Source organism: Mariniflexile fucanivorans (assembly GCF_004341235.1).
In the GTDB taxonomy this organism is placed as follows: domain Bacteria; phylum Bacteroidota; class Bacteroidia; order Flavobacteriales; family Flavobacteriaceae; genus Mariniflexile; species Mariniflexile fucanivorans.
In genome coordinates this window covers 143,393-165,822 of the sequence record NZ_SLUP01000003.1, presented here as the reverse complement: position 1 = coordinate 165,822, position 22,430 = coordinate 143,393, and the positions used below count along the sequence as shown (strand labels likewise).

21 protein-coding genes are annotated in these 22,430 nt (G+C 34.0%); 4 read left to right on the top strand and 17 right to left on the bottom strand.

Features of this window, described 5'->3' with window-relative positions:
* Window positions 1-4: 4 nt before the first annotated feature.
* The 5 genes from EV196_RS07430 to lpxD all read right to left on the bottom strand — a co-directional run bounded on the left by EV196_RS07430 (window position 5) and on the right by lpxD (window position 7,095).
* Window positions 5-2,881, bottom strand: coding sequence for an AsmA family protein (locus tag EV196_RS07430; RefSeq protein WP_243652201.1), 2,877 nt, complete (start codon window positions 2,879-2,881; stop codon window positions 5-7).
* A gap of 216 nt (window positions 2,882-3,097) precedes the next feature.
* Window positions 3,098-3,235, bottom strand: coding sequence for a DUF2200 family protein (locus tag EV196_RS07425; RefSeq protein WP_132217447.1), 138 nt, complete (start codon window positions 3,233-3,235; stop codon window positions 3,098-3,100).
* A 15-nt stretch (window positions 3,236-3,250) separates the two neighbouring features.
* Window positions 3,251-4,051 carry a hypothetical protein gene (locus EV196_RS07420; protein ID WP_132216932.1) on the bottom strand — a complete coding sequence of 267 codons (801 nt, stop codon included), beginning with the start codon at window positions 4,049-4,051 and terminating at the stop codon, window positions 3,251-3,253.
* A gap of 268 nt (window positions 4,052-4,319) precedes the next feature.
* Window positions 4,320-5,843, bottom strand: a complete 1,524-nt coding sequence (locus EV196_RS07415; RefSeq protein WP_132216930.1) for a carbon-nitrogen hydrolase family protein — start codon at window positions 5,841-5,843, stop codon at window positions 4,320-4,322.
* Window positions 5,844-6,099: 256 nt separating this feature from the next.
* Window positions 6,100-7,095, bottom strand: coding sequence for a UDP-3-O-(3-hydroxymyristoyl)glucosamine N-acyltransferase (lpxD, locus tag EV196_RS07410; RefSeq protein ID WP_132216928.1), 996 nt, complete (start codon window positions 7,093-7,095; stop codon window positions 6,100-6,102).
* A 137-nt stretch (window positions 7,096-7,232) separates the two neighbouring features.
* Between lpxD and EV196_RS07405 the strand changes: the two genes are divergently transcribed.
* Window positions 7,233-8,186, top strand: a complete 954-nt coding sequence (locus EV196_RS07405) for a Fic family protein (RefSeq protein WP_132216926.1) — start codon at window positions 7,233-7,235, stop codon at window positions 8,184-8,186.
* A 108-nt stretch (window positions 8,187-8,294) separates the two neighbouring features.
* Here the strand turns inward: EV196_RS07405 and EV196_RS07400 are convergent, their stop codons facing one another.
* Window positions 8,295-9,467: an LETM1-related biofilm-associated protein gene (locus EV196_RS07400; RefSeq protein ID WP_132216924.1), complete on the bottom strand. Its 1,173-nt coding sequence runs from the start codon at window positions 9,465-9,467 to the stop codon at window positions 8,295-8,297.
* A 382-nt stretch (window positions 9,468-9,849) separates the two neighbouring features.
* Between EV196_RS07400 and EV196_RS07395 the strand changes: the two genes are divergently transcribed.
* From EV196_RS07395 to EV196_RS07385, 3 genes are read left to right on the top strand one after another with little or no spacing between them, the layout of a single operon-like run.
* A complete protein-coding gene (locus tag EV196_RS07395) occupies window positions 9,850-11,139 on the top strand; it encodes a DEAD/DEAH box helicase (protein ID WP_132216922.1) in 1,290 nt (429 codons plus the stop codon).
* A gap of 5 nt (window positions 11,140-11,144) precedes the next feature.
* Window positions 11,145-11,366, top strand: a complete 222-nt coding sequence (locus EV196_RS07390) for a DUF6500 family protein (RefSeq protein ID WP_132216920.1) — start codon at window positions 11,145-11,147, stop codon at window positions 11,364-11,366.
* Window positions 11,350-11,592 carry a VF530 family protein gene (locus EV196_RS07385; protein WP_132216918.1) on the top strand — a complete coding sequence of 81 codons (243 nt, stop codon included), beginning with the start codon at window positions 11,350-11,352 and terminating at the stop codon, window positions 11,590-11,592. The genes EV196_RS07390 and EV196_RS07385 overlap by 17 nt, the downstream gene beginning before the upstream one ends.
* A 38-nt stretch (window positions 11,593-11,630) precedes the next feature.
* On the opposite strand, the gene EV196_RS07380 is transcribed toward EV196_RS07385, so the two are convergent.
* From EV196_RS07380 to EV196_RS07335, 11 genes are all read right to left on the bottom strand, one after another.
* On the bottom strand, window positions 11,631-11,942 hold the full coding sequence (locus EV196_RS07380) for an EF-hand domain-containing protein (RefSeq protein ID WP_132216916.1): 312 nt from the start codon (window positions 11,940-11,942) through the stop codon (window positions 11,631-11,633).
* Between the two features lie 88 nt (window positions 11,943-12,030).
* On the bottom strand, window positions 12,031-12,480 hold the full coding sequence (locus EV196_RS07375) for a tRNA (cytidine(34)-2'-O)-methyltransferase (RefSeq protein ID WP_132216914.1): 450 nt from the start codon (window positions 12,478-12,480) through the stop codon (window positions 12,031-12,033).
* Between the two features lie 78 nt (window positions 12,481-12,558).
* The gene (locus EV196_RS07370; RefSeq protein ID WP_132216912.1) at window positions 12,559-15,207 is read right to left on the bottom strand and encodes a chondroitinase-B domain-containing protein; all 2,649 of its coding nucleotides are present in this window, start codon (window positions 15,205-15,207) and stop codon (window positions 12,559-12,561) included.
* A 186-nt stretch (window positions 15,208-15,393) separates the two neighbouring features.
* Window positions 15,394-16,509: a T9SS type A sorting domain-containing protein gene (locus EV196_RS07365; RefSeq protein WP_132216910.1), complete on the bottom strand. Its 1,116-nt coding sequence runs from the start codon at window positions 16,507-16,509 to the stop codon at window positions 15,394-15,396.
* A 287-nt stretch (window positions 16,510-16,796) separates the two neighbouring features.
* Window positions 16,797-16,940: a hypothetical protein gene (locus EV196_RS19870; protein WP_165876122.1), complete on the bottom strand. Its 144-nt coding sequence runs from the start codon at window positions 16,938-16,940 to the stop codon at window positions 16,797-16,799.
* Between the two features lie 80 nt (window positions 16,941-17,020).
* A complete protein-coding gene (trpA, locus tag EV196_RS07360; RefSeq protein WP_132216908.1) occupies window positions 17,021-17,785 on the bottom strand; it encodes a tryptophan synthase subunit alpha in 765 nt (254 codons plus the stop codon).
* Window positions 17,786-17,922: 137 nt separating this feature from the next.
* The gene (gene trpB, locus EV196_RS07355; protein ID WP_132216906.1) at window positions 17,923-19,104 is read right to left on the bottom strand and encodes a tryptophan synthase subunit beta; all 1,182 of its coding nucleotides are present in this window, start codon (window positions 19,102-19,104) and stop codon (window positions 17,923-17,925) included.
* Window positions 19,105-19,174: 70 nt separating this feature from the next.
* Window positions 19,175-19,882, bottom strand: a complete 708-nt coding sequence (locus EV196_RS07350; protein ID WP_132217446.1) for a phosphoribosylanthranilate isomerase — start codon at window positions 19,880-19,882, stop codon at window positions 19,175-19,177.
* A 137-nt stretch (window positions 19,883-20,019) separates the two neighbouring features.
* Window positions 20,020-20,802, bottom strand: a complete 783-nt coding sequence (gene trpC / locus EV196_RS07345) for an indole-3-glycerol phosphate synthase TrpC (protein WP_132216904.1) — start codon at window positions 20,800-20,802, stop codon at window positions 20,020-20,022.
* Window positions 20,799-21,791: an anthranilate phosphoribosyltransferase gene (trpD, locus tag EV196_RS07340; protein WP_132216902.1), complete on the bottom strand. Its 993-nt coding sequence runs from the start codon at window positions 21,789-21,791 to the stop codon at window positions 20,799-20,801. The genes trpC and trpD overlap by 4 nt, the downstream gene beginning before the upstream one ends.
* 52 nt (window positions 21,792-21,843) lie before the next feature.
* A complete protein-coding gene (locus EV196_RS07335) occupies window positions 21,844-22,428 on the bottom strand; it encodes an anthranilate synthase component II (protein ID WP_132216900.1) in 585 nt (194 codons plus the stop codon).
* Between the last annotated feature and the right edge of the window lie 2 nt (window positions 22,429-22,430).

Below are 22,430 nucleotides of genomic sequence, written 5' to 3'. Positions count from 1 at the left end.
GTGATTAGTTGTTAGTCGGTTCTAGTGTAGGTTCTGTTTTTAAATTAGTACTCGGTATCGAGTCGTTTTGAACGGGGTTTACAGGAAGCGCTATCACTTCAGTGGTAGGCGTAGGGACATCATTTTCATTATATTCCGTTTCTTCCAGATCTTCAGTTTTTTTGCCAATATTCACATTCGGGTTATCTTGGGTGCCTGTTACTTTTATTGGAATTCCAATAATGCCAAGTGGCGGTAACCCTAAACGCATTTTAATATTTAGTTGGTTGTCAAAACTAGTTTGTCCTTCAATTCTGGTTCTAAAACCTGCCACTCTAAATCGAAATTGTTCAATATTAATAATGTTGTTTTTTATATTGGTTTTGATGTCTACTTTTGATAAGTCGGGATCTTTAAAAGCATCGGTTGCTGTTTGTTTACTTACCACATTAAACATTTTAAAACCTTTCATCTTTACATTTTTTATGGATAATGTGCCACCGCCAACAAGCGAAGGGTAAATAGGCGTCATATTTCCATCTAATTTTCCTTTTACTTTATAGTCGAGCGATACAATACCTTCTGCATTTTCAGCAGCCGAAGCTATGTTTCTAAACATTTTAATGTTGGTGTATGCTTTTTGAATATCGAAATCTTCTGCTTTAATTGAAAAATCAAAATCTGCTTTATTTACGGTTTCATCTTTATATGTTGCAGTCATTCTAGCGGTGCTTCCAATAATGCCGAAATTCACGTTTTTCAGTGATAATGTGCCTTGGTTTATTTGTAAGTTCCCTAATAAATTTTGGATGTTTAAATCTTGGAAATCAACTTCTTTAAAGTTGGCATTTAAATTAAAATCAAATATTTTAGGAATGACAACAACGCCTATCGTTGCGGTGCTTGTTGTTACGGTATCGGTTTCAGTTTTAGCAATTTCAGCATCCGTTTCTACTTCGTTTTCATTAACCGAAGATAAAAATTCATCTACATTTAAATAATTAGAGCTTACAGAAAAATTTCCTTTTAGAATTTCATTTTCAGAAAGTGCAAAATTAATAACATTTTCCATGTAACCATTCATCAAGAAATTTGAGGCACCATAAGACGCATTAAAATTGGTGAAGTTCATTTTATCTTGATTGAAGGTGAAAAGTCCTTTATTAATAACGAACGCTTGCGGTAAAAATTCCGAAGTTGTTTTTATATTCCGAAGTTCTAAAGTTCCTTTGTTTTCCAAGGCGTTATAATTACCGTTTGTAGCATCACTTTGCTTGCCTTTAAACGAAACATCGGCATTGGCGTACCCTTCAAGATCTAAACCTTTTTGAGAAAAAACCTTGTAGATTTTAGAAATATCCAGTTCGCCTTTGGCTTTGATGTTGTAATTAATATCTTCAAAATTGTTTAGTGAAGCTGTTAAATAAAAAGGTTTGTCTTCAAATACAAATGAAGCAGGTTCAATGTTCAAACTCAAACTTTCCATGGTGCCGTTGGTGTTTAAAATAGCACCTTTAAAGTTGATATCTTTTATTGGGTTTGGGTAATATGCTGTTTTAATTGAAGCATTGGTAAGTTCTAAATTTCCTTTGGTTTTAGGGAATTTGTTTTCAGCTTTGTTATAGGTTCCTTTTGCAACAATGTCTGCAAATAAGTTTCCTTTTAAATCGAATCCGGAAACGCCAATGGTTTTATGCAATTTGCCTAAATCTATTTTAGACCTAATTTTGGCATCAATATCAGAATTGGTTAACCCTTTTAAATTCAAAATAGCACTAAAATAGTCTTTACCTAAATTGAAATAAATAGAATCCAAAGTCACTTCCACCTTATCAGGATTTAAAGCTGGTAGTTTTGTTTTTAAATTCATATAAATATTCTTAGCAGGTTCCAAAGCTTCATTATAAGCGACTAAACCATTTCTAATATTCATGTTAAATAAAACATCTGGACTTATATTTTCTGAAGCAATGTACTTGCCTTTAAGAGAAAAGAACAAGTCGGTTTCTCCCTCAATTTTTGTTTTTCCTAACCAAGTAACATATTGTGGAGGAAGCGCCGTAAAGAAGTCTAATAATTGGCTTTTTTCAGATTTCACAACAAAATCAAGATTATAGCCATTACTTAAAAAATTGAATTTCCCTTTAAAATCTACAGGAAGTTGATTGATCATTAAATCGTTTTGGTCGAAAATAAATGATAAGGAGTTGGTGTTAATTTTTGTAACAAGCTTCGCATTTACTTTTTTGTTTTGAAGATATTGTTCTTTTGCAAATTGAAAATCGAACGATTCAATTTGAGCTTCGGTTTGTAAATCGAAAATAGCTTCATCTAGTTTGCCTTTTCCTAAATAATTAAATCCCTTCGCATCAATTAAAATATCGGTAGAAGCATCATTATAAACCAAGTGTGTATCGGTAATTTTAATACGTCTTAATCTTACTTTAGCAGATGATTCATCGTTTTCAACATCTTTATTTTCAGAAACATATACATTGTAGTTGGCGCCACCATTTTTGTTGACTTTAATATTTACAAATGCTTTGTCTATATAAATACCGTCTACATTTACAGATTTTGAAAAAATTAAACGGCTTACATTTATACCCAATGAAATTTGGTTCGCAGATACTAAAGTGTCGTTTTTAAAAGGTTCAGAGCCTTTAAGTAAAAAATCTTCAAGATCTAAAGTTAGGGAAGGGAAGTGGGTGAAAAAAGATAAATTGGCTTTGGTAAAACTAAGTTCGCCTTTTAAGTTGTTGTTTGCTAATTGCTTTATTTTATCGGTTACATAATCCGGAAATAACATCGGGAACACAATAATAAATACGAGTACTGATACAATAAAAACGCCTGTTATTTTAAGCGTTTTTGTTATTATTTTTCCACCTGAATACTTCACTTTGGTACGATTTTAAGATTAAGAATCATCGTTTTAAAAATCAGGCAAATATATTAAGTAAAAGCACATTTTGGTAAGTAATTGTTATTAAAGAAATCACAAAGTTTTAAATGGTTTTTTTGCGAAAGTAAGTCGTTAAATTTCAATGTTATTCAACAAGAAAACGTTCTCAATTTCACGTACTTTGGCTAATTCATCAACTAACTTATCTAAATATCATACTTGTTTAGTTAATGTGTATTCAATACCTTCTATCCAGTAGCCACAAATGACGCCTTTAATTAAATGGGTATTTGGGTTTAAATTTGCTTTTTCAAAAAAGGTTTTGAAAGTTTCTTTCTCGTCTAAAAGTATTTGTGTTTTATTTTTTCAAGGCCGATTGTCTATAAATGTTATTGAAAAAATAATGTTTAGAGCTTCACCATGTCTAAAATAATAGTCATAATCGGGTAATTTGTTTAAAACTTCAACAAGTTTTGTTTCTAAGTTTTTGTTAGCAATTCCTTTGATTTTTGAAATAGAAAAATCATATTTTGATTTACCCGTTTTTAAATAAATAGAAATTTTTTTATTTTTCAATTCATTTATAGTTTTTTGGTCTAAATTATTTTCAATAAAAGTTATTAAGTTTTTCGTATTCTTAGTGTAAATGGATTTATAATAGTTGCCATTTTCAAGTTCCATATTTTCAATTTGTCCTTTTTCGATATTTAATTCCCACTCTGATTCGTAAATTGGGAAACCTGGACTTTGACTCATCCATATATGTTCTCCTTTTGGTACAAAAAGACTGCCAGAATACCAGTCGACTAAAACTAAATTATTTTTTGTTTTATGAGGAAATAATTTATTCAAATCCGTTTTTATACTATCTTTTTTAAAGTTGTAACTGTATATGTTAGATAAATATAGTTCACTATTTATAATTTTCCATTCAGCAATATAATTTTTTAAACAACCCCAACATTCAGGTTTTACTTCTTTGTTGTCGAAAAGATTTTTTTGGTCAAATTTAGGCAGACATTCTAAAGGGAAAGTTTGAATTTGAATTGTGTCATTTTCCCATATTAACAAATCTGGGAGCGAGTAGGGTTGTGAAGAATAGTTTCTATATTGAGAAAAAACGATGTTTATTGAAAATAAGATTATATAAAGGACTGTTCTTTTCATATATATGCTAACGGCTTGATATGAAGCAGTTTTAATATTTCATATCCAAATCTAAACGAATATAGTTGAAATTTTTTACAAAGTCAAGAGCTAAATTTCAAATAATGAAAAGAGGCTGTCTGAAAAGTATAATTCTGTGTCATATTGAGCTTGTCGAAATATTTTAACCTACTGATAATCAACATCGGTTTCGACAAGCTTAACCTGACAAAGTAAATATAATACACTTTTCAGACAGCCTCTTCGAATATTTAGATGTCTTAAAAATCTATTTCTTCCGTAAGTCAAACAAATCTTTACGTCTATCACGTAAGTTTCTAACGCTACCAAATTGGTTTAGTTCGCGAAGCATGTCAATATCAACATCGGCAATTAAAATCATTTCGGTATTGGTGGTTGCTTCGGCTTTAATACCGTTTGCAGGAAATGCAAAATCGCAGGGCGTAAACACCATAGATTGTGCAAACTGTATATCCATATTATGTACTTTTGGTAAGTTGCCAACGCTACCCGCAATGGCAACATAACATTCGTTTTCTATAGCGCGTGCTTGGGCGCAATGGCGCACTCTAGAATATCCATTTTGAGTATCGGTTAAAAACGGTACAAATAATATGTCCATACCTTCATCGGCAAGAATTCTGCTTAATTCAGGGAATTCAGCATCATAACAAATTAAAATACCAATTTTTCCACAGTCTGTATCAAACGTTTTTAATTCGTTACCACCTTGCATGCCCCAAACTTTAGCTTCATCGGGTGTTACATGTAGTTTTTCGTAGCGTTCTGTTGTTCCATCGCGCTTACATAAATACCCCACATTGTATAATAAATCGCCTCTTAATTCGGGCATACTACCAGTAATAATATTGATGTTGTATGAAATAGCAAATTCCGAAAACTTTTTCACAATGGTTGGCGTATATGCAGCCAATTCCCGAATAGCCTGACTTTCGCTCATGTGGTTATGGTCTGCCATTAAAGGAGCGTTAAAAAACTCTGGAAACAAGGCGAAATCCGAACGGTAGGCAGATACAGAATCTATAAAAAACTCTGCTTGTTGCATCAATTCTTCCATGTCTTTATACAAACGCATTTGCCATTGTATTAAGCCCAGGCGAATAACTTTTTTCTTAGTAATAGCCTTGTTGGTTTTCTTTTCGTAATAAATGTTATCCCATTCCAATAAAACCGCAAATTCCCCCGAAGCCGTATCACCTTCCAAATAACCTTTTAATATTTTGGAAGGATGAAAATCGTTCGATATCTGAAAGTTTAAAACTGGGTCGTGAATTTCTTTTCTTCTAACCTTGTTAATATATTCTTTAGGGCTCATTTGGTCGGCGTGCTTGTGGTAATTTGGTATTCTGCCACCAAACGCAATACCTCTCAGGTTTAGTTTTTCAGTAAGCTCTTTTCGGTAATCGTACAAACGTCTCCCAAGTCGTAAACCTCTATATTCTTTCTTTATAAACACATCAATACCGTAAAGTACATCGCCTCTATCGGTATGCGTACTAAACGTGAAATTCCCCGTAATATCTTCGTAGGTATGGTGATCGTCAAATTGGTTGTAATCTAAAATAATAGATAAAGCGCAACCGGCCAACTGCCCATTTACTTTAATAACTACTTGCCCTTCCGGGAATTTTTCAATTAAAGATTTTATATGGTATTTTCTCCAGTACGACCCAGGCATACTTGCGTAAGCTTCAATCATGACTTCTTTAAGTTGTTGGTAGTCTTCCAATGTTAAATACTGTAATTCTATGTTTTCAATATTACGTATCATGTATAAATTAATTCTTTTTTAATATTAATAATTATTTGGGCGTTACCCTTATCCTGAAACAAGTTCAGGAACCGGGTCGGGCTATTCGTTACAATCTTTTTAAAAAAGTTATTGTAAGGAAGCACGACAAAATCTCTTATAAATTTTTAGTCTTTACCAAAGTTTTTTTTCAATAGGTTTTAAAAAGGATTTTCACTGCTATCCCTAACGCAAAAAAAGCGTGTAAATTTAATGAAATTCTAGGTAAATAAGATAGTTATTGTTTTTTCATAAACTGACGCATGGCCACCCATTGTTTCAACATATCTCTAGCATCTTGCGCCGGATATCCCAACACGGTTTTTCCAGCTTCAACATCGCCCACAACACCAGAACCAGCACCAACAGTAGCCCCAGAATGTATAGTGGTATGGTCTTTAATTGAAGCACTTCCACCAATAATAACGCCATCTCCTAAAGTTACTGAACCTGCAAGTCCGCTATGTCCAGCCATAATGCACGAGCGTCCCATAATACTGTTATGAGCAATTTGTACAAGATTGTCAATTTTACAGCCATCGCCTACAATAGTCGAGCTAAATTTAGCGCGGTCTACACACGAGTTGGCTCCAATTTCAACATAATGCCCGATAATAACGTTACCAATTTGTGGTATTTTAACCAGTCCTCGTCCATCATCACTGGGTCTGTATCCAAAACCATCGGCGCCAATACTTACATTGGTATGAAAAATACAGTGGCTTCCAATAATACAGCGTTCGCGAATAACGGTTCCAGACCATATTACCGTATTATCACCAATAATAGTTTCATCAAACACACATACATTGGGGTATAAAATTACATTATTACCTAATTCAACATCTTTACCAACATAACAATTAGGGCCAATTTTACAACCAGAACCAATTTTCGCCGTATCGTGAATAACGGTTGTTGGGTGAATATCGGTATCAAAAACTGGTGGTGGCGGATTGAATAGCTCTAATATTTTAGCCATCGCTAAATCGGCATTTTTCACCTTAATGATGGCACGATTATCACTTGGTTCAATTTTTATATTGTCATTTACCACGACAGCACAAGCTTTTGAGTCTGCCCAATATTTTAAATATTTTTGACTTCCAATAAATGAAATATGATTGCTTTTGGCGCTTTGTAATTGTTCGGGACCTGTTATTTTTTCAGTCGTATTACCAATAAGCTCCCCTTTTAGAATGGTATTAATTTCTGATATTGTGTAAGTTGTCATTTGTTTTTGGCTGATTAGTTTTTTGTAAAGCTAATAGAAAAAAATTGGAATTAAATATATTTCTTTATTTTAAAAAATAATTTAATATCGGATAAGTTAAAAAATTAATATATCCGATTAATTTGTATCTTTGTGGTGTGTGGACAATAGATGTAACATATAGAGAAATATTAAACCCAACATTTGAGCGTTTGTTTGATAAACTAAAAAGCTTAAATGCAGCCAGAACATTGCCTAATAGTGCCTTGTTTAAAATTAAAGAGGCACTTACCATAGAATGGACTTACAACTCTAATAGTATAGAAGGCAATACTTTAAACCTTAGGGAAACACAATTAGTCTTGCAGGAGGGCATAACCATAAAAGGGAAATCTTTAAGAGAACATTTTGAGGCTAAAAACCACGAGCACGCCATCAACTATTTGTACACTTTAATTCATCCAGATTATGTGTTTAATAGTCATGATGTGTTATCGCTACATGGGTTGGTTTTACGCTCCATTGAGGATGATTTTGCAGGTAGATTAAGGAATGGTGGCGTAAGGATTTCAGGTGCTAATTTTATTCCGCCAAATGCCAACAAAGTACCCGATTTACTTGATGATTTGGTGGTGTTTGTAAATTCAAATCCAAAACAATTAAATGTTATTGAATTGGCTACTTTTTTTCATCATAAAATGGTTTGGATTCATCCTTTTTTTGATGGAAACGGAAGAACGGTGCGTTTAGCCATGAATTTAATTTTAATGAAAGCAGGTTTTCCGCCAGCTATCATATTAAAAAACGATCGAAAAAAATATTATGAAGCCTTAAATCAAGCAAATAATGGCAATTATGATAAATTGATGTTATTAATGTGTCAAGCTGTGGAGCGTACTTTGAATATTTATTTAAGCACTTTACCCAATAGTGATTACGATTATAAAAGTATAGCCGATATAGTTGAAGAACCTGATGTAATTTATGGTCAAGAATATGTGAGTTTGCTTGCTAGACAAGGTAAGATTGATGCGCACAAAGAAGGTAGAAATTGGTTTACTACCAAAAAGGCCATTGATGACTATATTTTAAATAGGAAACGCAACCGTTAATTTTTTGACACGAATTTCCACTAAAGATTCGTGTTTTATTTTTATTAAGTTTCTTATTTGTCAGGTTTGGAATTTCCATTATATGGAATTTAAACCTTTTTAGGTTTTTTATTCTTCAATTCTGTTCTCATCAAATGCAGATGGGAGCAGTTTGGGAATAAATTTCACTACTAATGGTAATAATAAAGCACCTCCAGGTAAAAGGAATATAGCAAGACTTGGTATGGATTTAAAAATATCCAATAGTTGTTCTTGTACCTTTTTTTGCTCTGCTGCAGTTAAATCGCGTTGGGTAGACTGTGTGAGTAATACCATAAGCTCCTTACTATCTTTCAATTCTTGGTATAGGCGTTTACTATTTCTAATAATTAATTTTTTTACCATTTTAGTAGAGTTATTGTAAAAACTCTTCGCCATGTTGCCAGAGCTTAGCAGTGCAATGCTGTCTCTATGTAAATTGTAAAAGGTGTTTATAGTTTTTATTGATTGTTTTATATGTAAAGCATCCAGCTGCAAATCGGTACTTAATTGAATTAAAAATGCTTGCTCTTTCTTGTCAATAGTTTGGTCATTCCAAGTTGCCATACATGCTAAATCCAGAATATAATATTTTTCTAAAATGCTATGAATGTTTTTTATGGCATCAGAATAAACTAGAGGCGTGCTATTATGAAATCGTAAAGACGATTCAAATAATTTTATTAAACTATCATCATATTTGTTTTTTGATGCTTTTGAATTCAAGGCATTTAAAGAAACCGCTTCAATTGTAGATTCTAAGTTTTTAATATAATCAACAGATATCGATTTATGCTTTAAAAACGCTTCGTAAGCCAATACATCTACATATAATAGAGCGTTTATAATAAAATAATTAAAGTTTTTAGTGATGAAATTGTCATCAATTTGAATACGCTTATGTATTATTTTTTCTAATTGTTCATTAGATTTTTTTTCACCAAGCAACCCAAAAAGGAATGATGTTTTAAGTTCGTTTATTTCGGTGTAAAAATTAATGACACTATCAACAAAAGGAGTCTCAGATCCCGTATTTTTATGTGTGTAAAGTAGCGCTAAACATAAATTGGTTTTAGAAAGCTCTTCGTCTGTAAAATCTTTATTATTGATAACATTACAAACAATGTCAAAATTACTGCCATAAATAAATCCGCAATCCTTTAAAGCGTTATAAAAGGTTTCACTTTCAACGTTTAAAAAAGAGTTGTTTTTTGCTACTTCTTTAAGCAATTTTTTTATCCAGCCTTTAGCTGATGGGTTCATAGTGCCAATATTTGTTCATGCAAAAGTAATGTTTTATGACTGTTATTAGCAAATATTTTGGTTAACAAAACTTTAACAAAGCCTTCTCTGGATTTAAATGTTATTAATTGTTTTAACCTGTTTCGTTTAAGCTTAATTGTGTCTATCGGATTTACTTTTGCCTGTGTCGCTTATAAAAATTAAACAGATATTATTGTATGTTAAGAAAACGAGCAATTAGGAATGAGCCACTACATGCCAAATATCTTTCAAAGTATATTAAAGCTAAAGCATCTAAATAATTAACCGTACATTTGTCGCTTAATAAAAAAAAAGAGGTGATGTTTAATAGAATAGATTGTCATCTCAAAATACCCAATTAAGGGTTTATCAAACAATTTATATGCAATTCAATTCTTTAGGCTTATCCCAAGCCTTGCTAAAAGCAATTAGCAAAAAGGGATACACAACCCCAAGTCCTATTCAACAAAAATCCATTCCCCATATATTACAAGGCAAAGATGTATTGGCAAGTGCCCAGACAGGTACTGGAAAAACAGCAGGGTTTACTTTGCCGCTTTTACATATTTTATCAGAAAACCCAAAAGAAAAATACAGACCCATTCGTGCATTAATATTAACACCAACGCGTGAATTGGCAGCACAAGTATATGCCAATGTTAGAGAGTATAGCGAGTTTTTAAACATAAAAAGTGCCGTTATTTTTGGAGGCGTTAACCAAAACCCACAGGTTGCCACCATGCGCCAAGGTATTGATGTATTGGTAGCCACCCCAGGGCGTTTATTGGATTTAATTAACCAAAATCACATTTCGTTAAAACGTGTTGAAATCTTGGTTTTAGATGAAGCAGACCGCATGTTGGATATGGGCTTTTTACGCGATATTGAACGTATTATTAAATTAATGCCCGAAAAACGCCAAAACTTAATGTTTTCGGCAACGTTTTCAGCCGATATAAAAAAACTGGCACATGGTATTTTAAATCACCCGGTGCAGGTAGAAGCTACTCCAGAAAACACTACGGTAGATGCCATTTCACAAAAAGTATACAGAGTTGCCAAAGGTTTAAAAACTGATTTGATTATAAAGTTGATATTAGACGGAAACTGGAAACAGGTATTGGTTTTTACCAGAACCAAACATGGAGCCAACAAGCTATGTGAAAAAATGGCAAAAGCAGGAATAAAAGCTGCTGCTATACATGGAAATAAAAGTCAAGGCGCGCGTACCAAAGCATTGGGAGGTTTTAAAAACGGCAGTGTGAGTGTGTTAGTAGCTACTGATATTGCAGCGCGTGGTTTGGATATTCCATTATTACCCCATGTTATTAATTTTGAATTACCTAATATTGCTGAAGATTATGTACACAGAATAGGCAGAACGGGTAGAGCAGGAGCTAGTGGTGAAGCGCTATCATTAGTAAGTGCTGATGAAACAACCTATTTACGAGATATTGAAAAGTTAGTAGGGATAAAAATTCCTGTTGAAATAGTTGAAGGGTTTGAACCTGACCCGAACGCCTCAACCGAACCAGAAAAACGCCAGCAACGTGGTGGTGGAAACCGTTCTAGAAACAATGAACGTTCGGCAAAAAGCAATACTCAAAAGAATGATAGTAGCCGTCGCCCGAAGCGTAACAACGATAGAAAACGAAACGACAGACGTAATTAATAGGTATGACGCCCAGTTTAAAAGCTAAAATTATTGAAGTTTGTAATGAAAAAATACAAACAAAAGGTGAAAATGTAGGTTTGTCTTTTTATGCATTTTTTGAAAATAAAAACAATAACCCAGAACTTTTAATGGAGGCTGCCACTTGGTGGATAAAAGAACATAAGTTAGACCACTTTGAAAAAGCTGTAAAAATTAAAGATTTAGCGCATGGAACAGCAACCTAACAACCCGTTACACGGTATAAAGCTAGAACAGATTATTAATGATTTGGTGGCGCATTATGGTTGGGAGTATATGGGTTATACCATAAAAATTAAATGTTTTATTGATAATCCTTCGGTAAAATCGAGTCTAAAGTTTTTAAGGAGAACACCTTGGGCAAGGACCAAAGTAGAGACCATGTATTTAAATATGTTGAAAAAGAATGAAAAGAAAAAAGGTTCAAGTTAATTAACTTGAACCTTTTTTAATATGGGATAAACAACTATCTATTCTTGTTTTTTCTTGCCTTCACCTTTACCTTTTACTTTTGCCATAGAAGTTTTAAACTCCTCTAAAGTTACTGCGCCATTGGCATCAGCATCCATAGCAGCAAATCTTTTTTCTTGTGCTTCAGCAGATACTTCTTTTTTAGTTTTGCGTGCCTTCATTTCTTCCAGAGAAATAGTACCATCTTTATTTGTGTCTAAAGTAGTAAACATTTTTTCTGGGTCTGGTTTCTTTTTGTCTTGAGCGTTTACTTGAGAAAAAGCTAATAAAGCAAATGAGAATAAGGCGAATTTTAAAATTGTTGTTTTCATTATTTAAGTTTTTAAATTGTTATTTGGCACTTTGACTATAAATTTAGAAAAAGGTTTAATGCCTAAAATAATTTTGTGAAAACTTTAATTATAAATGTTTTACGCCCTCATAAACAACGATGGCTACAGCATTTGCTAAGTTTAAACTTCTAACATGTGGGCTGTACAAAGGAATTTTGTAAAGTTGATTTGTGTGGGTTTCAGTAATGGATTTAGGCAATCCTACCGACTCTTTACCAAACACTAAAAACAGATTATCCTCAAAAGGAATTTCCCAATGGTTTTTTGTGCCATGGCTGGAAAGAAATACCATGTTGCCCTTTTTGTTTTTAGAGAAGAATTCATCTATACTATCATAATAAACAATTGTTACATGCTGCCAGTAATCCAAGCCAGCACGTTTAAGGCGAGCATCACTAATTTCGAATCCAAAAGGTTTTACCAAATGAAGTGTAGAGCCAGATGCCAATGCTAAACGCCCGATATTACCCGTGTTGTTGGGTATTTCGGGTTCAATAAGAACGATGTTAAGGGGCATAAAAAAGTGTCATTTTATTTAAAAAGCAAAGATACTGCAATTAAATAAAATGACACTTGGTCTGATCAATTATGCTATTTAATGTGAAACAATAAACATTTTAGAATCTTTAGAGGCATCACTATTTACAAGGTTTAAAATATAAGCACCATTGGATAAGGTTGAAACATCTACTTTAATTTCAGAGGTTAACGATTTAATAGGTTTTTCCATAACTTTTCTACCATCCAAAGTAAATACTTGTATAACATTTACTTGTGTTTTTATCTGGCTTACTGTTAGTATGTTGCTAACAGGGTTAGGATACATTTTAACTTGATTAGTTATTTGCTTATCATCAACGGATAAACTAACAGGGTCGCCATAAAACTCGATTTCATGAATAGTTGTATACCTAGAACCACCGGGTTGGCCATCACCAACTATTTTTACATATCTGGTACCTGCAGCGGCAGGCGATATTGTATAAGGTACTTTAACTGTTGGGGTTGTGCTAATTTGAAAAAATCCACTGCTTGGATATGCTAGTGTAAAATCACCGTTAGCTGGATATGTTTCAGGTGATACAGGTACTGTAGAGGACACCCAAATTTGTAAATTGTAAGTTTTTCCACTTGTAGTTGCAATATCTACTAAATCTAAATCAAAAGCGCCTTTTAAATCGTAAATTATAGAGGTATATCCAGCACTTGCGCATTCACCTAAGGCAGCACTTCCGGCCCATTGGGTGTCAGGGTTTTTATCCAAACTTTTCCATGCATCATTAAATTTTCCGGAGTGCCCATTAGCTTCTGTTTCTTCGTGACAAGCATATACGGCTTCAACGTCAGCGAAAAGAGGGTTTATAAGGTTTAAGCCATCACGTGGGTCTGGTGGAGGTGGCGCATCTTGGGTGATGTTTAAAGTTTTGGTAGTACCATTACCATCCCCTGAAGTTTGTGTAAAAGTTACAGAACCACTTCTGCTTTCGGTTCCAGTGTTTTCAGTAACTGTAACTGAAACTGTAGCGTCTCCAGTACCCGAACTAGGATTAATGGTTGTTATCCATGAATCGTTAGATGTAGCAGACCAACTTACGTTGGCAGTAATTGAAACATCCATACTACCCCCAGTGTGAGCAAATGTGGATAAACTGCCTACGACTAAAGTTTCAGGTATTACAACAGAACAAGTACCGCTATAGGAAGCACCTAAATAATTTACAAAACAAGCTCCAATTTCATTACCAACCATCCCATCAGTTATTGGTGTGTAAGTACCCATATCGGCACCTTTACCATCTGCACCTGTAAAAGTGAAAATTTCGCCAGATTGTGTAGCCGTAATTCCTGCCACTTCGGCAAAACCAGTATTCGTTGCACCTAAGCTGCTCGCTCCTTTCCAAACGTTTCCAGAGTAAGTCAATGCTGTACCAAGTGCAGTATAATCTTGATTAATTACAGGTGTTATATTTGAGTTACCTGAAGTAAAATAAATTAAGTTATCATTAACACTTCCTAATGGATCGGTTGACCCTTGAGCTATGTTATAAAATAAAGGCGCATTCGTGTTTACAATCGTGTTATTACTCAGATTAAGATTTTCAACTTTTTGATAGCCATTTGAAAGGCCAGTTGTAACTGAACAATCAACTGCCTTAGCTGCGCTTCCACCTAAAAATGTGATACCATTATTCCACTGTGCTTGATCTATAACAGTAATACAATCTTGAATATAATTATTCCTAATTATTTGATTACTATCAACAATTCTAATACCTCCAGTACCGTCAACATTCATACCTAAAAAGTAATTTCCATTAACTGTGGTGTCCGAACCATGGCGCAGTACTAAAGAACCTCTACATCTTCTAAAAGTGTTATTGATATAACTATTGCCTTTGCTTTTATTAGTGATGATTTCATTTTCACCATCTGCTTCAACAAAATAATTGTTCTGAACTAAAGCATTACTATTTACATTTTGATACTCACTTGTACCTATACGAATAGCTTCACTATCTCCTGAATTGGTATATGTGTCATCAATTTTCGCATATTTATAGAAATAATTATTAATAATTTTATGACCAACTTCGTCACAACGTGTATTTGGAAGTCCAGTACCATCAGCAGATGCGTTGAATTGATATTCTGCTAGAATAAAATTACCGGAACTTATTTTATTCATAAATGAACAATTAATTACGGTGTTGTAATTTCCATACATAACAACCCAATTATGTTTAACACTTGCGTATACACCTGTTGAAGCATTATATGTTGGTGTGCCGCCTGATACTTGTAAACCATCAACTACACAATTTTGAAGGGTACTATAGTAAGCATAATTAGAGCCATCTCTAAATTCAATAAAATTGCTGGCGCCATTACCACCTTGCCACCATAAGCCATCAATAATACAGTAATCTCCACCAATTTTCAATTGCTGGCCGTTGGTAAATTTAACGCCGCCTGGGGTTTGCGCCTTGAATGTAATGGGATTAGTTGAAGTTCCCACACCATTAACTTTCATTGTAAAACTTCCAGAATACGTACCATCTGCTATAGTTATGGTCGTTCCTGGGGCAAGTGTAGAAGTATAAGCCGCTGTAAGTTCTGAAGGGAGTTTTGTAGCGTCTTGCGAAAACACATTCGTATTCCATAAGAATATCAATACAATAATACCAGTTTTTAACAGAAACCCTTTAAATAATAAACCTTTTGTTTGAGTAATTTTTAGTTTCATTTCGAATAGTTTAGTTTGTGAATAATATGTGGTAAACCAAATTGGTAAACCAAATATAATATTTTTTTTTAAAAAGCAACTAAAATTTCATTCATTATTAGAACCTGTTACACAGGGAAATAGGTTAGTTTTAGATGAGTTTACTAAGAAAAAGGATTAAGCGGTAATTTAAGGCAAGTTCGAAATTTAATTTACTAGCAATTTTTCAATACAAATTGTACTTGAATCTTTTTTCAATTCTATAAAGTAGAGTCCTTTTTTTAAATTTGAAGTACTAATAGTTTTAGATGATGATTTTTGAGAGCGAATAATTCTACCTAAATTATCAAGGATATTGATGTAATTGAAGCTATTTGGAATGGTTTCTTTGATATAAACTTCATTATTACTAGGGTTTGGAAAAATGGTAATTAAATTATTTTTTTTTTCAGAGTTGTTTATTGATAACTTTGGGTTTTCATCAATACTAAAATTAGCGAATAACACTTGTTCATCACGTAAATCATCAGAGAAGTCCAAGCTTCTGTAAATACCCCATTTTGGACGGATATATATATCATCTATAGAACCACCAGATGGTACAACATTTCTCCAATTATTATTGGTATTAGAGTATGTTAAAAGGTTTGTGCCATCGCTTACTTTATTAATAACTACAGAATAAGTTCCTGGATTGCTATAGGTAATTGTTTCGGTCACTTCAACCCAATTTCCTAAAAAATTAGAAAGCGGGACTGATTTAACGGTTGTTTGAGAGCTAGATTCTGCATAACGTACTACAAAAACACCACCAGATGATGAATATAGGGTGAATGTATACATAGGCATGCTATCGAATTCATCATTTACACTTTTTAATTGGTGAATATGAGTAAATTTTGTGGTAGGTTGGAAACCTAAAGGTAATTTGAATTTCCATTTATAAACAAACGTTTCTCCTTCAACAGCTTTTAAATTTTCAGGTGATTTATCATAAACTTTAATTTCGTTACGTTGTCGATCTGTTGTAGTAGCGATGCATCTGTCATTATCAGGTGTAACGTGTATGTGAAAACGAAATACATTGGTGTTTAAGTCGGCATCAAAAATTTCGTCAATATGTCTGCTTGGGTTAGAAGTTGCTCCATTGTTGAATGTTTCATGTGCACAATCTGGTGCCTCAATAACATCATATCCAGGAGCTAAAACAGAGTTTATTAATTCGTAGGTGTTACCCGGTCCATCTGCATTTAGAATGACTTGCGAATTTATATGTTGAAAAGTAAAAAGCAGAGAGAAATAAAATAGAATGGCAGATTTCATATTTAGGGGTTTAATTGGTTTACCAATATGTTTTGCCAAATATATTGAAAATAGTATTCAAAAGTGGTGTTTATTATTTGCTGGGGTGTTATAAAACCAAAGCTTTTCATATATTATGGCATTAAAAATAAAAAGAGGCCGTCTGAAAAGTGTATTGTATTTACTTTGTCAGGTTGAGATTGTTGAAACTGATATTGATTATCAGTAAGTTAAAATATTTCGACAGGCTCAATATGACACAGAATTACACTTTTCAGACAGCCTTCTTTTTATTTAAAAGCATACCATTATTTTTTTGTTTGTTGCTTTTTTATTGTTTCCGCATTAATATCAAACTGGTTTGTTTTTTGATTGATATTGCCAGTTGGATTAGTCGGAGTTTTCTGTTCTTTAGTTCTTTTAAATTTCTTTTGATCTTCAATAATTCCCATAGTTTTAATTTTTTTTGGTTCATTAGGAATATAAGAAAAACACTTTAAAATTTTATTAAAACAATCTTAAAATTGGATGATTAAGTGTTAAATTCCTTCAAAAAAGTACTTAGGGTTTCTATGCCATTGTTGGTAATATGCTTAATAAATGCACTTCCAATAATAGCACCTTTAGCATATTGTGTAGCTTGGGTAAAGGTTTTGTTGTCTGAAATTCCAAAACCTATAATTTGTGGATTTTTCAAATTCATGTCCGCAATACGTTTGAAATAAGAAGTTTGTTCGTCTCCAAAACCAGATTGGGATCCTGTAACGCTCGCACTGCTTACCATATATATAAATCCGTTAGAAATGGAGTCAATAAAATTAATACGCTCTATACTTGTTTGAGGTGTGATTAAAAACACATTGATAAGCCCGTATTTTTCAAAAGTAGCTTTGTATTCGTCATGATATACATCAACTGGTAAATCGGGAATGATTAAACCATCAATACCAATTTCCTGACATTTTTTGCAAAACGCTTCTACACCATATTGCAGCATTGGGTTAAAATATCCCATGATGATTAACGGAATGGAAACTGTTTTTCGGATGTCTTTTATCTGCTCGAAAAGCACCTGCGTAGTCATGCCGTTTTTTAAAGCTTGGGTTGAACTGGCTTGTATGGTTGGGCCATCGGCCAATGGATCGCTAAAAGGCAAGCCTATTTCGATCATATCCACCCCATTTTTTTCTAAATCTTGAATGATGGAAACGGTGTCGTTTAAACTTGGATAACCAGCTGTAAAGTATATTGATAATAGCTTTTTATCTTCTTGTAGTTTTTTATTTATTCTGTTCATTTTGAAATGTTTATTGCCACTAATTCACGAATAATTTTCTTTGAATCTGGATTTGCGTTAGGGATTGAGCAATTGTTGGAGCTCCTCTTTTTGAGAGCGACTTGCGAAAGCCCGACCCTTGTGGTAACGCCATTATTTTAAATTTTAAAATATTCTATATAATTTTGTAAATCTTTATCACCACGGCCAGATAAACTTACCACCACCACATCGGTTGGTTTGAATGTTTTCTGATCGAAAATAGCCAAAGCATGCGAACTCTCTATAGCAGGAATAATACCTTCTAGTTTACACAATTCGAGGCCAGCGTTCATAGCTTCGTCATCTTTAATAGACATGAATTCGGCACGACCCGTTTTGGCTAAATGTGCATGCATAGGGCCAACACCAGGATAATCTAATCCTGCAGAAATAGAGTAAGGTTCGGTAATTTGTCCGTCTGGAGTTTGCATTAGCAAGGTTTTACAACCATGAATAATACCTTCTTTTCCTAATACTGAAGTGGCAGCACTTTCACCAGAATCGACACCTAAACCGGCAGCTTCAACAGCAATAATTTTCACATCTGGTTCATGTAAATAATGGTAATAGGTGCCAGCAGCATTACTACCACCACCAATACAAGCAACTACATAATCGGGATTTTCGCGCCCTTCATGTTCTTTTAACTGCCATTTAATTTCTTGGGAAATAACCGACTGAAAGCGTGTCACCATATCGGGATAGGGATGCGGCCCAATAGCAGAACCAATAATGTAATGCGTATCTACGGGGTTGTTAATCCAATCGCGAATGGCTTCGTTGGTGGCATCTTTAAGCGTACGACTTCCTGATAATGCTGGAACAACGGTGGCGCCTAACATTTTCATACGGGCAACGTTTGGTGCTTGTCGAGCAATGTCAACCTCACCCATATAAACGATGCATTCCAATCCCATTAAAGCACAAACCGTTGCGGTTGCCACACCATGCTGTCCAGCGCCTGTTTCGGCAATAATGCGATGTTTACCTAAGCGTTTAGCTACTAATATTTGACCAATGGTGTTGTTGATTTTATGCGCACCAGTATGGTTTAAATCTTCGCGTTTCAAATAAATTTTAGTATTGTACTTTTCTGAAAGACGCTTTGCAAAATAGAGAGGGGATGGACGCCCTACATAATCTTTTAAAAGTTGGTCGAACTCTTTTTTAAAATCGGGTTCTGCCATTATTTTTAAATAGTTTTGGCGTAATTCTTCTACATTGGGGTAGAGCATTTCGGGGATGTATGCACCTCCAAATTCGCCGTAATAGCCTTTTTCGTTTACGTTGTAATTCATATTATTTATATTTGTCGTCATTGCGAACACAGTGAAGCAATCTGTTTGTATTTAGTTTCAGATTTTGAGATTACTTCTTCATTCGTTCCTCATTCATCGTAATGACGGTATCTTTAAATTTTCGTAATAAATCTATATTTTTTAATCCAGGCTCCTTTTCAAATTTGCTATTAACATCTAAAGCATAACAATATTTAGAAGCGGAACTTTGCATAAATTCTTTAATTTTATCTACTTCTTCTAACCCAATCCCACCACTTAAAAAGAAGGGTTTGGTTGAAGGGTAATTGTTTAAAACATTCCAATCGAACGTATAACCATTACCACCGTGAAGTTTTCCTTTGGTATCGAACAGAAAATAATCACAAACATTTTCATAAGGTTTTAAAACCTCAAAATTGAATTCGTCTTTAATGGAAAATACTTTGATTATTTCTAGTTTTTCGTCATTGCGAGACTTTTTTTCAAAGTCGAAGCAATCTGTTTCTTTTGAAGGGATTACTGCGTCGTTTCTCTCCTCGTAATGACGTTTCAATTTTAAACAATACTCAGGAGATTCTTCACCATGAAGTTGAACTGCGTGTAAATTATGAGCAGTTATTTTATCAATAACAACATCTATATCTTCATTAACAAATACACCTGTTTTGTTAATGGATTTTGGTATGTCAGGAATGTTTTTTGAATCAAAATGTCTTGCAGATTTATCATAAAATATAAAACCAAGATAGTCTGGCTGTAAAGCTGCAACTTGTTCTATGTTGTCTTGATATTTCATGCCGCAGATTTTAAGAAGCCCCACCCTAACCCTCCCCAAAGGGGAGGGAATGGATTGCGGAGTATTTCGTTTATCTTTGTTCATTTATTTTTTATTCGTACTGTATGCCATTTGAGTGTTCTCCTCCTTCGGAGGAGTTAGAGGAGGCCTTTAATAAATTGTTTAGCACTTTCACCAGCATTATCGGTCTTCATAAAATTTTCACCTATTAAAAAACCTTTGTAGCCATAAGGTTGTAATTCTTTAATGGCTTCCATATTGCTAATGCCACTTTCTGACACTTTTACAAAATCGTTTGGTATGAGTTCACTTAGTCCTTTACTAGTATCTAAACTAACATCGAAGGTTTTTAAATTACGGTTGTTAACACCCAACATATCTAAACTTGGCATGATGGATTTATGCAATTCTTCTTCGTTATGCACTTCTAGTAATACATCTAAATTTAGGCTTTTTGCAAATTCTGAAAACTGTTTAATTTCTTCTCTGGTTAAAATAGCTGCAATTAGCAAAATAACATCGGCACCATAAGCCTTCGCTTCTAATAATTGGTATTCGTCAATGATGAATTCCTTACGCAAAAGCGGTAAATTACAACTGGCACGCGCAGTTAGCAAATCGTCTAACGAACCACCAAAATATTTACCATCGGTTAAAATGGACATCCCGCAAACGCCTGCATCTTCATAGCCTTTTGCCACATCAAACACATTTAAGTTTTGATTGATAACCGATTTTGAAGGAGAACGACGTTTGTGTTCTGCTATAATACCTGTTTGGCTATTTTTTAATTTGTCTGCTAATGAAATCGTGTTTCTTTCAAACAAAACCGATTGTTCCAATTGTTTCACTGGAATAAGCGATTTTCTTAGATCGACTTCAATGCGTTTATCGGCTACAATTTTATCTAGAATGTTCATTTACTCAATTCTTGAATGGTTTGTAATGCTTTTAATCCTTTACCAGAAAGTAAGGATTCTTTGGCTAATTCAAAACCTGCTTTATGACTAATTTTATTTGTGGTTGCAATGGCTAAACCTGCATTGGCACACACCACATGGTTCTGTGCTTCTGTCCCTTTTCCTTGAATGACATCCATGAAAATTTTGGCAGATGATTCCACTGTATCTCCACCAAAAATCGATTCTTGGGTGATTTCTGAAATACCTAAATCTTCCGGTGAAAACATGGTTTCTGAATGATTAGAAATCACTTTGGTTGATCCTGTTAACGATATTTCATCATAACCATCCAACGCATGCACAATGGAATAATTTTTATCGGTATTTTGATATAAATATCCATATAAACGAAGCAATTCCAAATTAAAAACACCGACCATTTGATTTTTAGGAAACGACGGATTTACCATGGGTCCTAACATATTGAAAAAGGTTTTTACCCCTAATTCCCGACGAATAGGTGCCACATTTTTCATAGCTGGATGAAACAAAGGGGCATGTAACACACAAATACCCGCTTTATCAATAGAACGTTTTAAAAAATCTTCATCACTTGAAAATTTAATACCTAAATATTCCATAACGTTTGAAGAACCACAGGTGGATGACACTCCGTAATTGCCGTGTTTTGCAACTTTCACACCAGCGCCCGCAGTAACGAATGATGCCAACGTTGAAATATTAAATGTGTCTTTGCCATCACCACCAGTTCCACATAAATCAATGGCATTAAATTCTTTTAAATCAATAGGAATACATAATTCCAAAAGGGCGTCACGAAACCCTTGTAACTCGTTTAGTGTGATGCTACGCATCATGTAAACGGTTAAAAACGCTGCAATTTGACTTTGGTTATAATCGCCTTTCGAGATATTTACCAAAGCTTGTTTCGCTTCTTCAGTAGAGATATTTTCGTGGTTTATAAGTCTGTTTAATATGTTTTTCATTCCTCTCCCTAACCCTCTCCATAGGAGAGGGAATTTTTATTAATTATATTTTTTAAGCCCCTTTGGGGTTTGGGGAATTTACCCAGTTCTTTAAAATTTGTTTTCCGTTGGGAGTTAAAACTGATTCTGGGTGGTATTGTACGCCTTTAACATCATAAACTTTATGACGTAGCGACATAATTTGTCCATTAGCATCTATCGAGGTAGCTTCTAAGCAATCAGGAAGGTTAGGATTTACAACCCATGAGTGGTAACGGCCCACTTCAATTTCTTTATCCATGCCTGCAAACAAAGATTCATCATCAACCGTAATGTTCACTTTGGTTGCTACACCATGGTAAACATCGTCTAAATTAATAAGCGAGCCTCCAAAAACTTCGCCAATAGCTTGCTGCCCTAAGCACACACCTAAAATGCTTTTTGTTGGTGCAAAACGTTCGATGATGGGTTTTAGTAAACCGGCTTCATCGGGAACGCCTGGTCCTGGTGATAATACAATTTTATCAAAAGGTTCTACATCGTCCAAGGTTAATTTGTCGTTTCGCACAACGGTAACATGGCAGTTTAAATCTTCTAAATAATGTACCAAATTGTATGTAAAACTGTCGTAATTATCTATAACTAATACTTTCGTCATCT

Excerpts from the sequence above, each read along its gene's own strand:
- EV196_RS07375 (WP_132216914.1), bottom strand. The coding sequence starts at position 12,480 with ATGCCCCTTAACATCGTTCTTATTGAACCCGAAATACCCAACAACACG.
- EV196_RS07365 (WP_132216910.1), bottom strand. The coding sequence starts at position 16,509 with ATGAAATCTGCCATTCTATTTTATTTCTCTCTGCTTTTTACTTTTCAA.
- EV196_RS07380 (WP_132216916.1), bottom strand. The coding sequence starts at position 11,942 with ATGAAAACAACAATTTTAAAATTCGCCTTATTCTCATTTGCTTTATTA.
- EV196_RS07400 (WP_132216924.1), bottom strand. The coding sequence starts at position 9,467 with ATGAACCCATCAGCTAAAGGCTGGATAAAAAAATTGCTTAAAGAAGTA.
- EV196_RS07390 (WP_132216920.1), top strand. The coding sequence starts at position 11,145 with ATGACGCCCAGTTTAAAAGCTAAAATTATTGAAGTTTGTAATGAAAAA.
- EV196_RS07420 (WP_132216932.1), bottom strand. The coding sequence starts at position 4,051 with ATGAAAAGAACAGTCCTTTATATAATCTTATTTTCAATAAACATCGTT.
- EV196_RS07350 (WP_132217446.1), bottom strand. The coding sequence starts at position 19,882 with ATGAAATATCAAGACAACATAGAACAAGTTGCAGCTTTACAGCCAGAC.
- trpD (WP_132216902.1), bottom strand. The coding sequence starts at position 21,791 with ATGAAAAACATATTAAACAGACTTATAAACCACGAAAATATCTCTACT.
- EV196_RS19870 (WP_165876122.1), bottom strand. The coding sequence starts at position 16,940 with ATGGGAATTATTGAAGATCAAAAGAAATTTAAAAGAACTAAAGAACAG.
- trpA (WP_132216908.1), bottom strand. The coding sequence starts at position 17,785 with ATGAACAGAATAAATAAAAAACTACAAGAAGATAAAAAGCTATTATCA.
- trpB (WP_132216906.1), bottom strand. The coding sequence starts at position 19,104 with ATGAATTACAACGTAAACGAAAAAGGCTATTACGGCGAATTTGGAGGT.
- EV196_RS07335 (WP_132216900.1), bottom strand. The coding sequence starts at position 22,428 with ATGACGAAAGTATTAGTTATAGATAATTACGACAGTTTTACATACAAT.
- EV196_RS07370 (WP_132216912.1), bottom strand. The coding sequence starts at position 15,207 with ATGAAACTAAAAATTACTCAAACAAAAGGTTTATTATTTAAAGGGTTT.
- trpC (WP_132216904.1), bottom strand. The coding sequence starts at position 20,802 with ATGAACATTCTAGATAAAATTGTAGCCGATAAACGCATTGAAGTCGAT.
- lpxD (WP_132216928.1), bottom strand. The coding sequence starts at position 7,095 with ATGACAACTTACACAATATCAGAAATTAATACCATTCTAAAAGGGGAG.
- EV196_RS07415 (WP_132216930.1), bottom strand. The coding sequence starts at position 5,843 with ATGATACGTAATATTGAAAACATAGAATTACAGTATTTAACATTGGAA.
- EV196_RS07395 (WP_132216922.1), top strand. The coding sequence starts at position 9,850 with ATGCAATTCAATTCTTTAGGCTTATCCCAAGCCTTGCTAAAAGCAATT.
- EV196_RS07385 (WP_132216918.1), top strand. The coding sequence starts at position 11,350 with ATGGAACAGCAACCTAACAACCCGTTACACGGTATAAAGCTAGAACAG.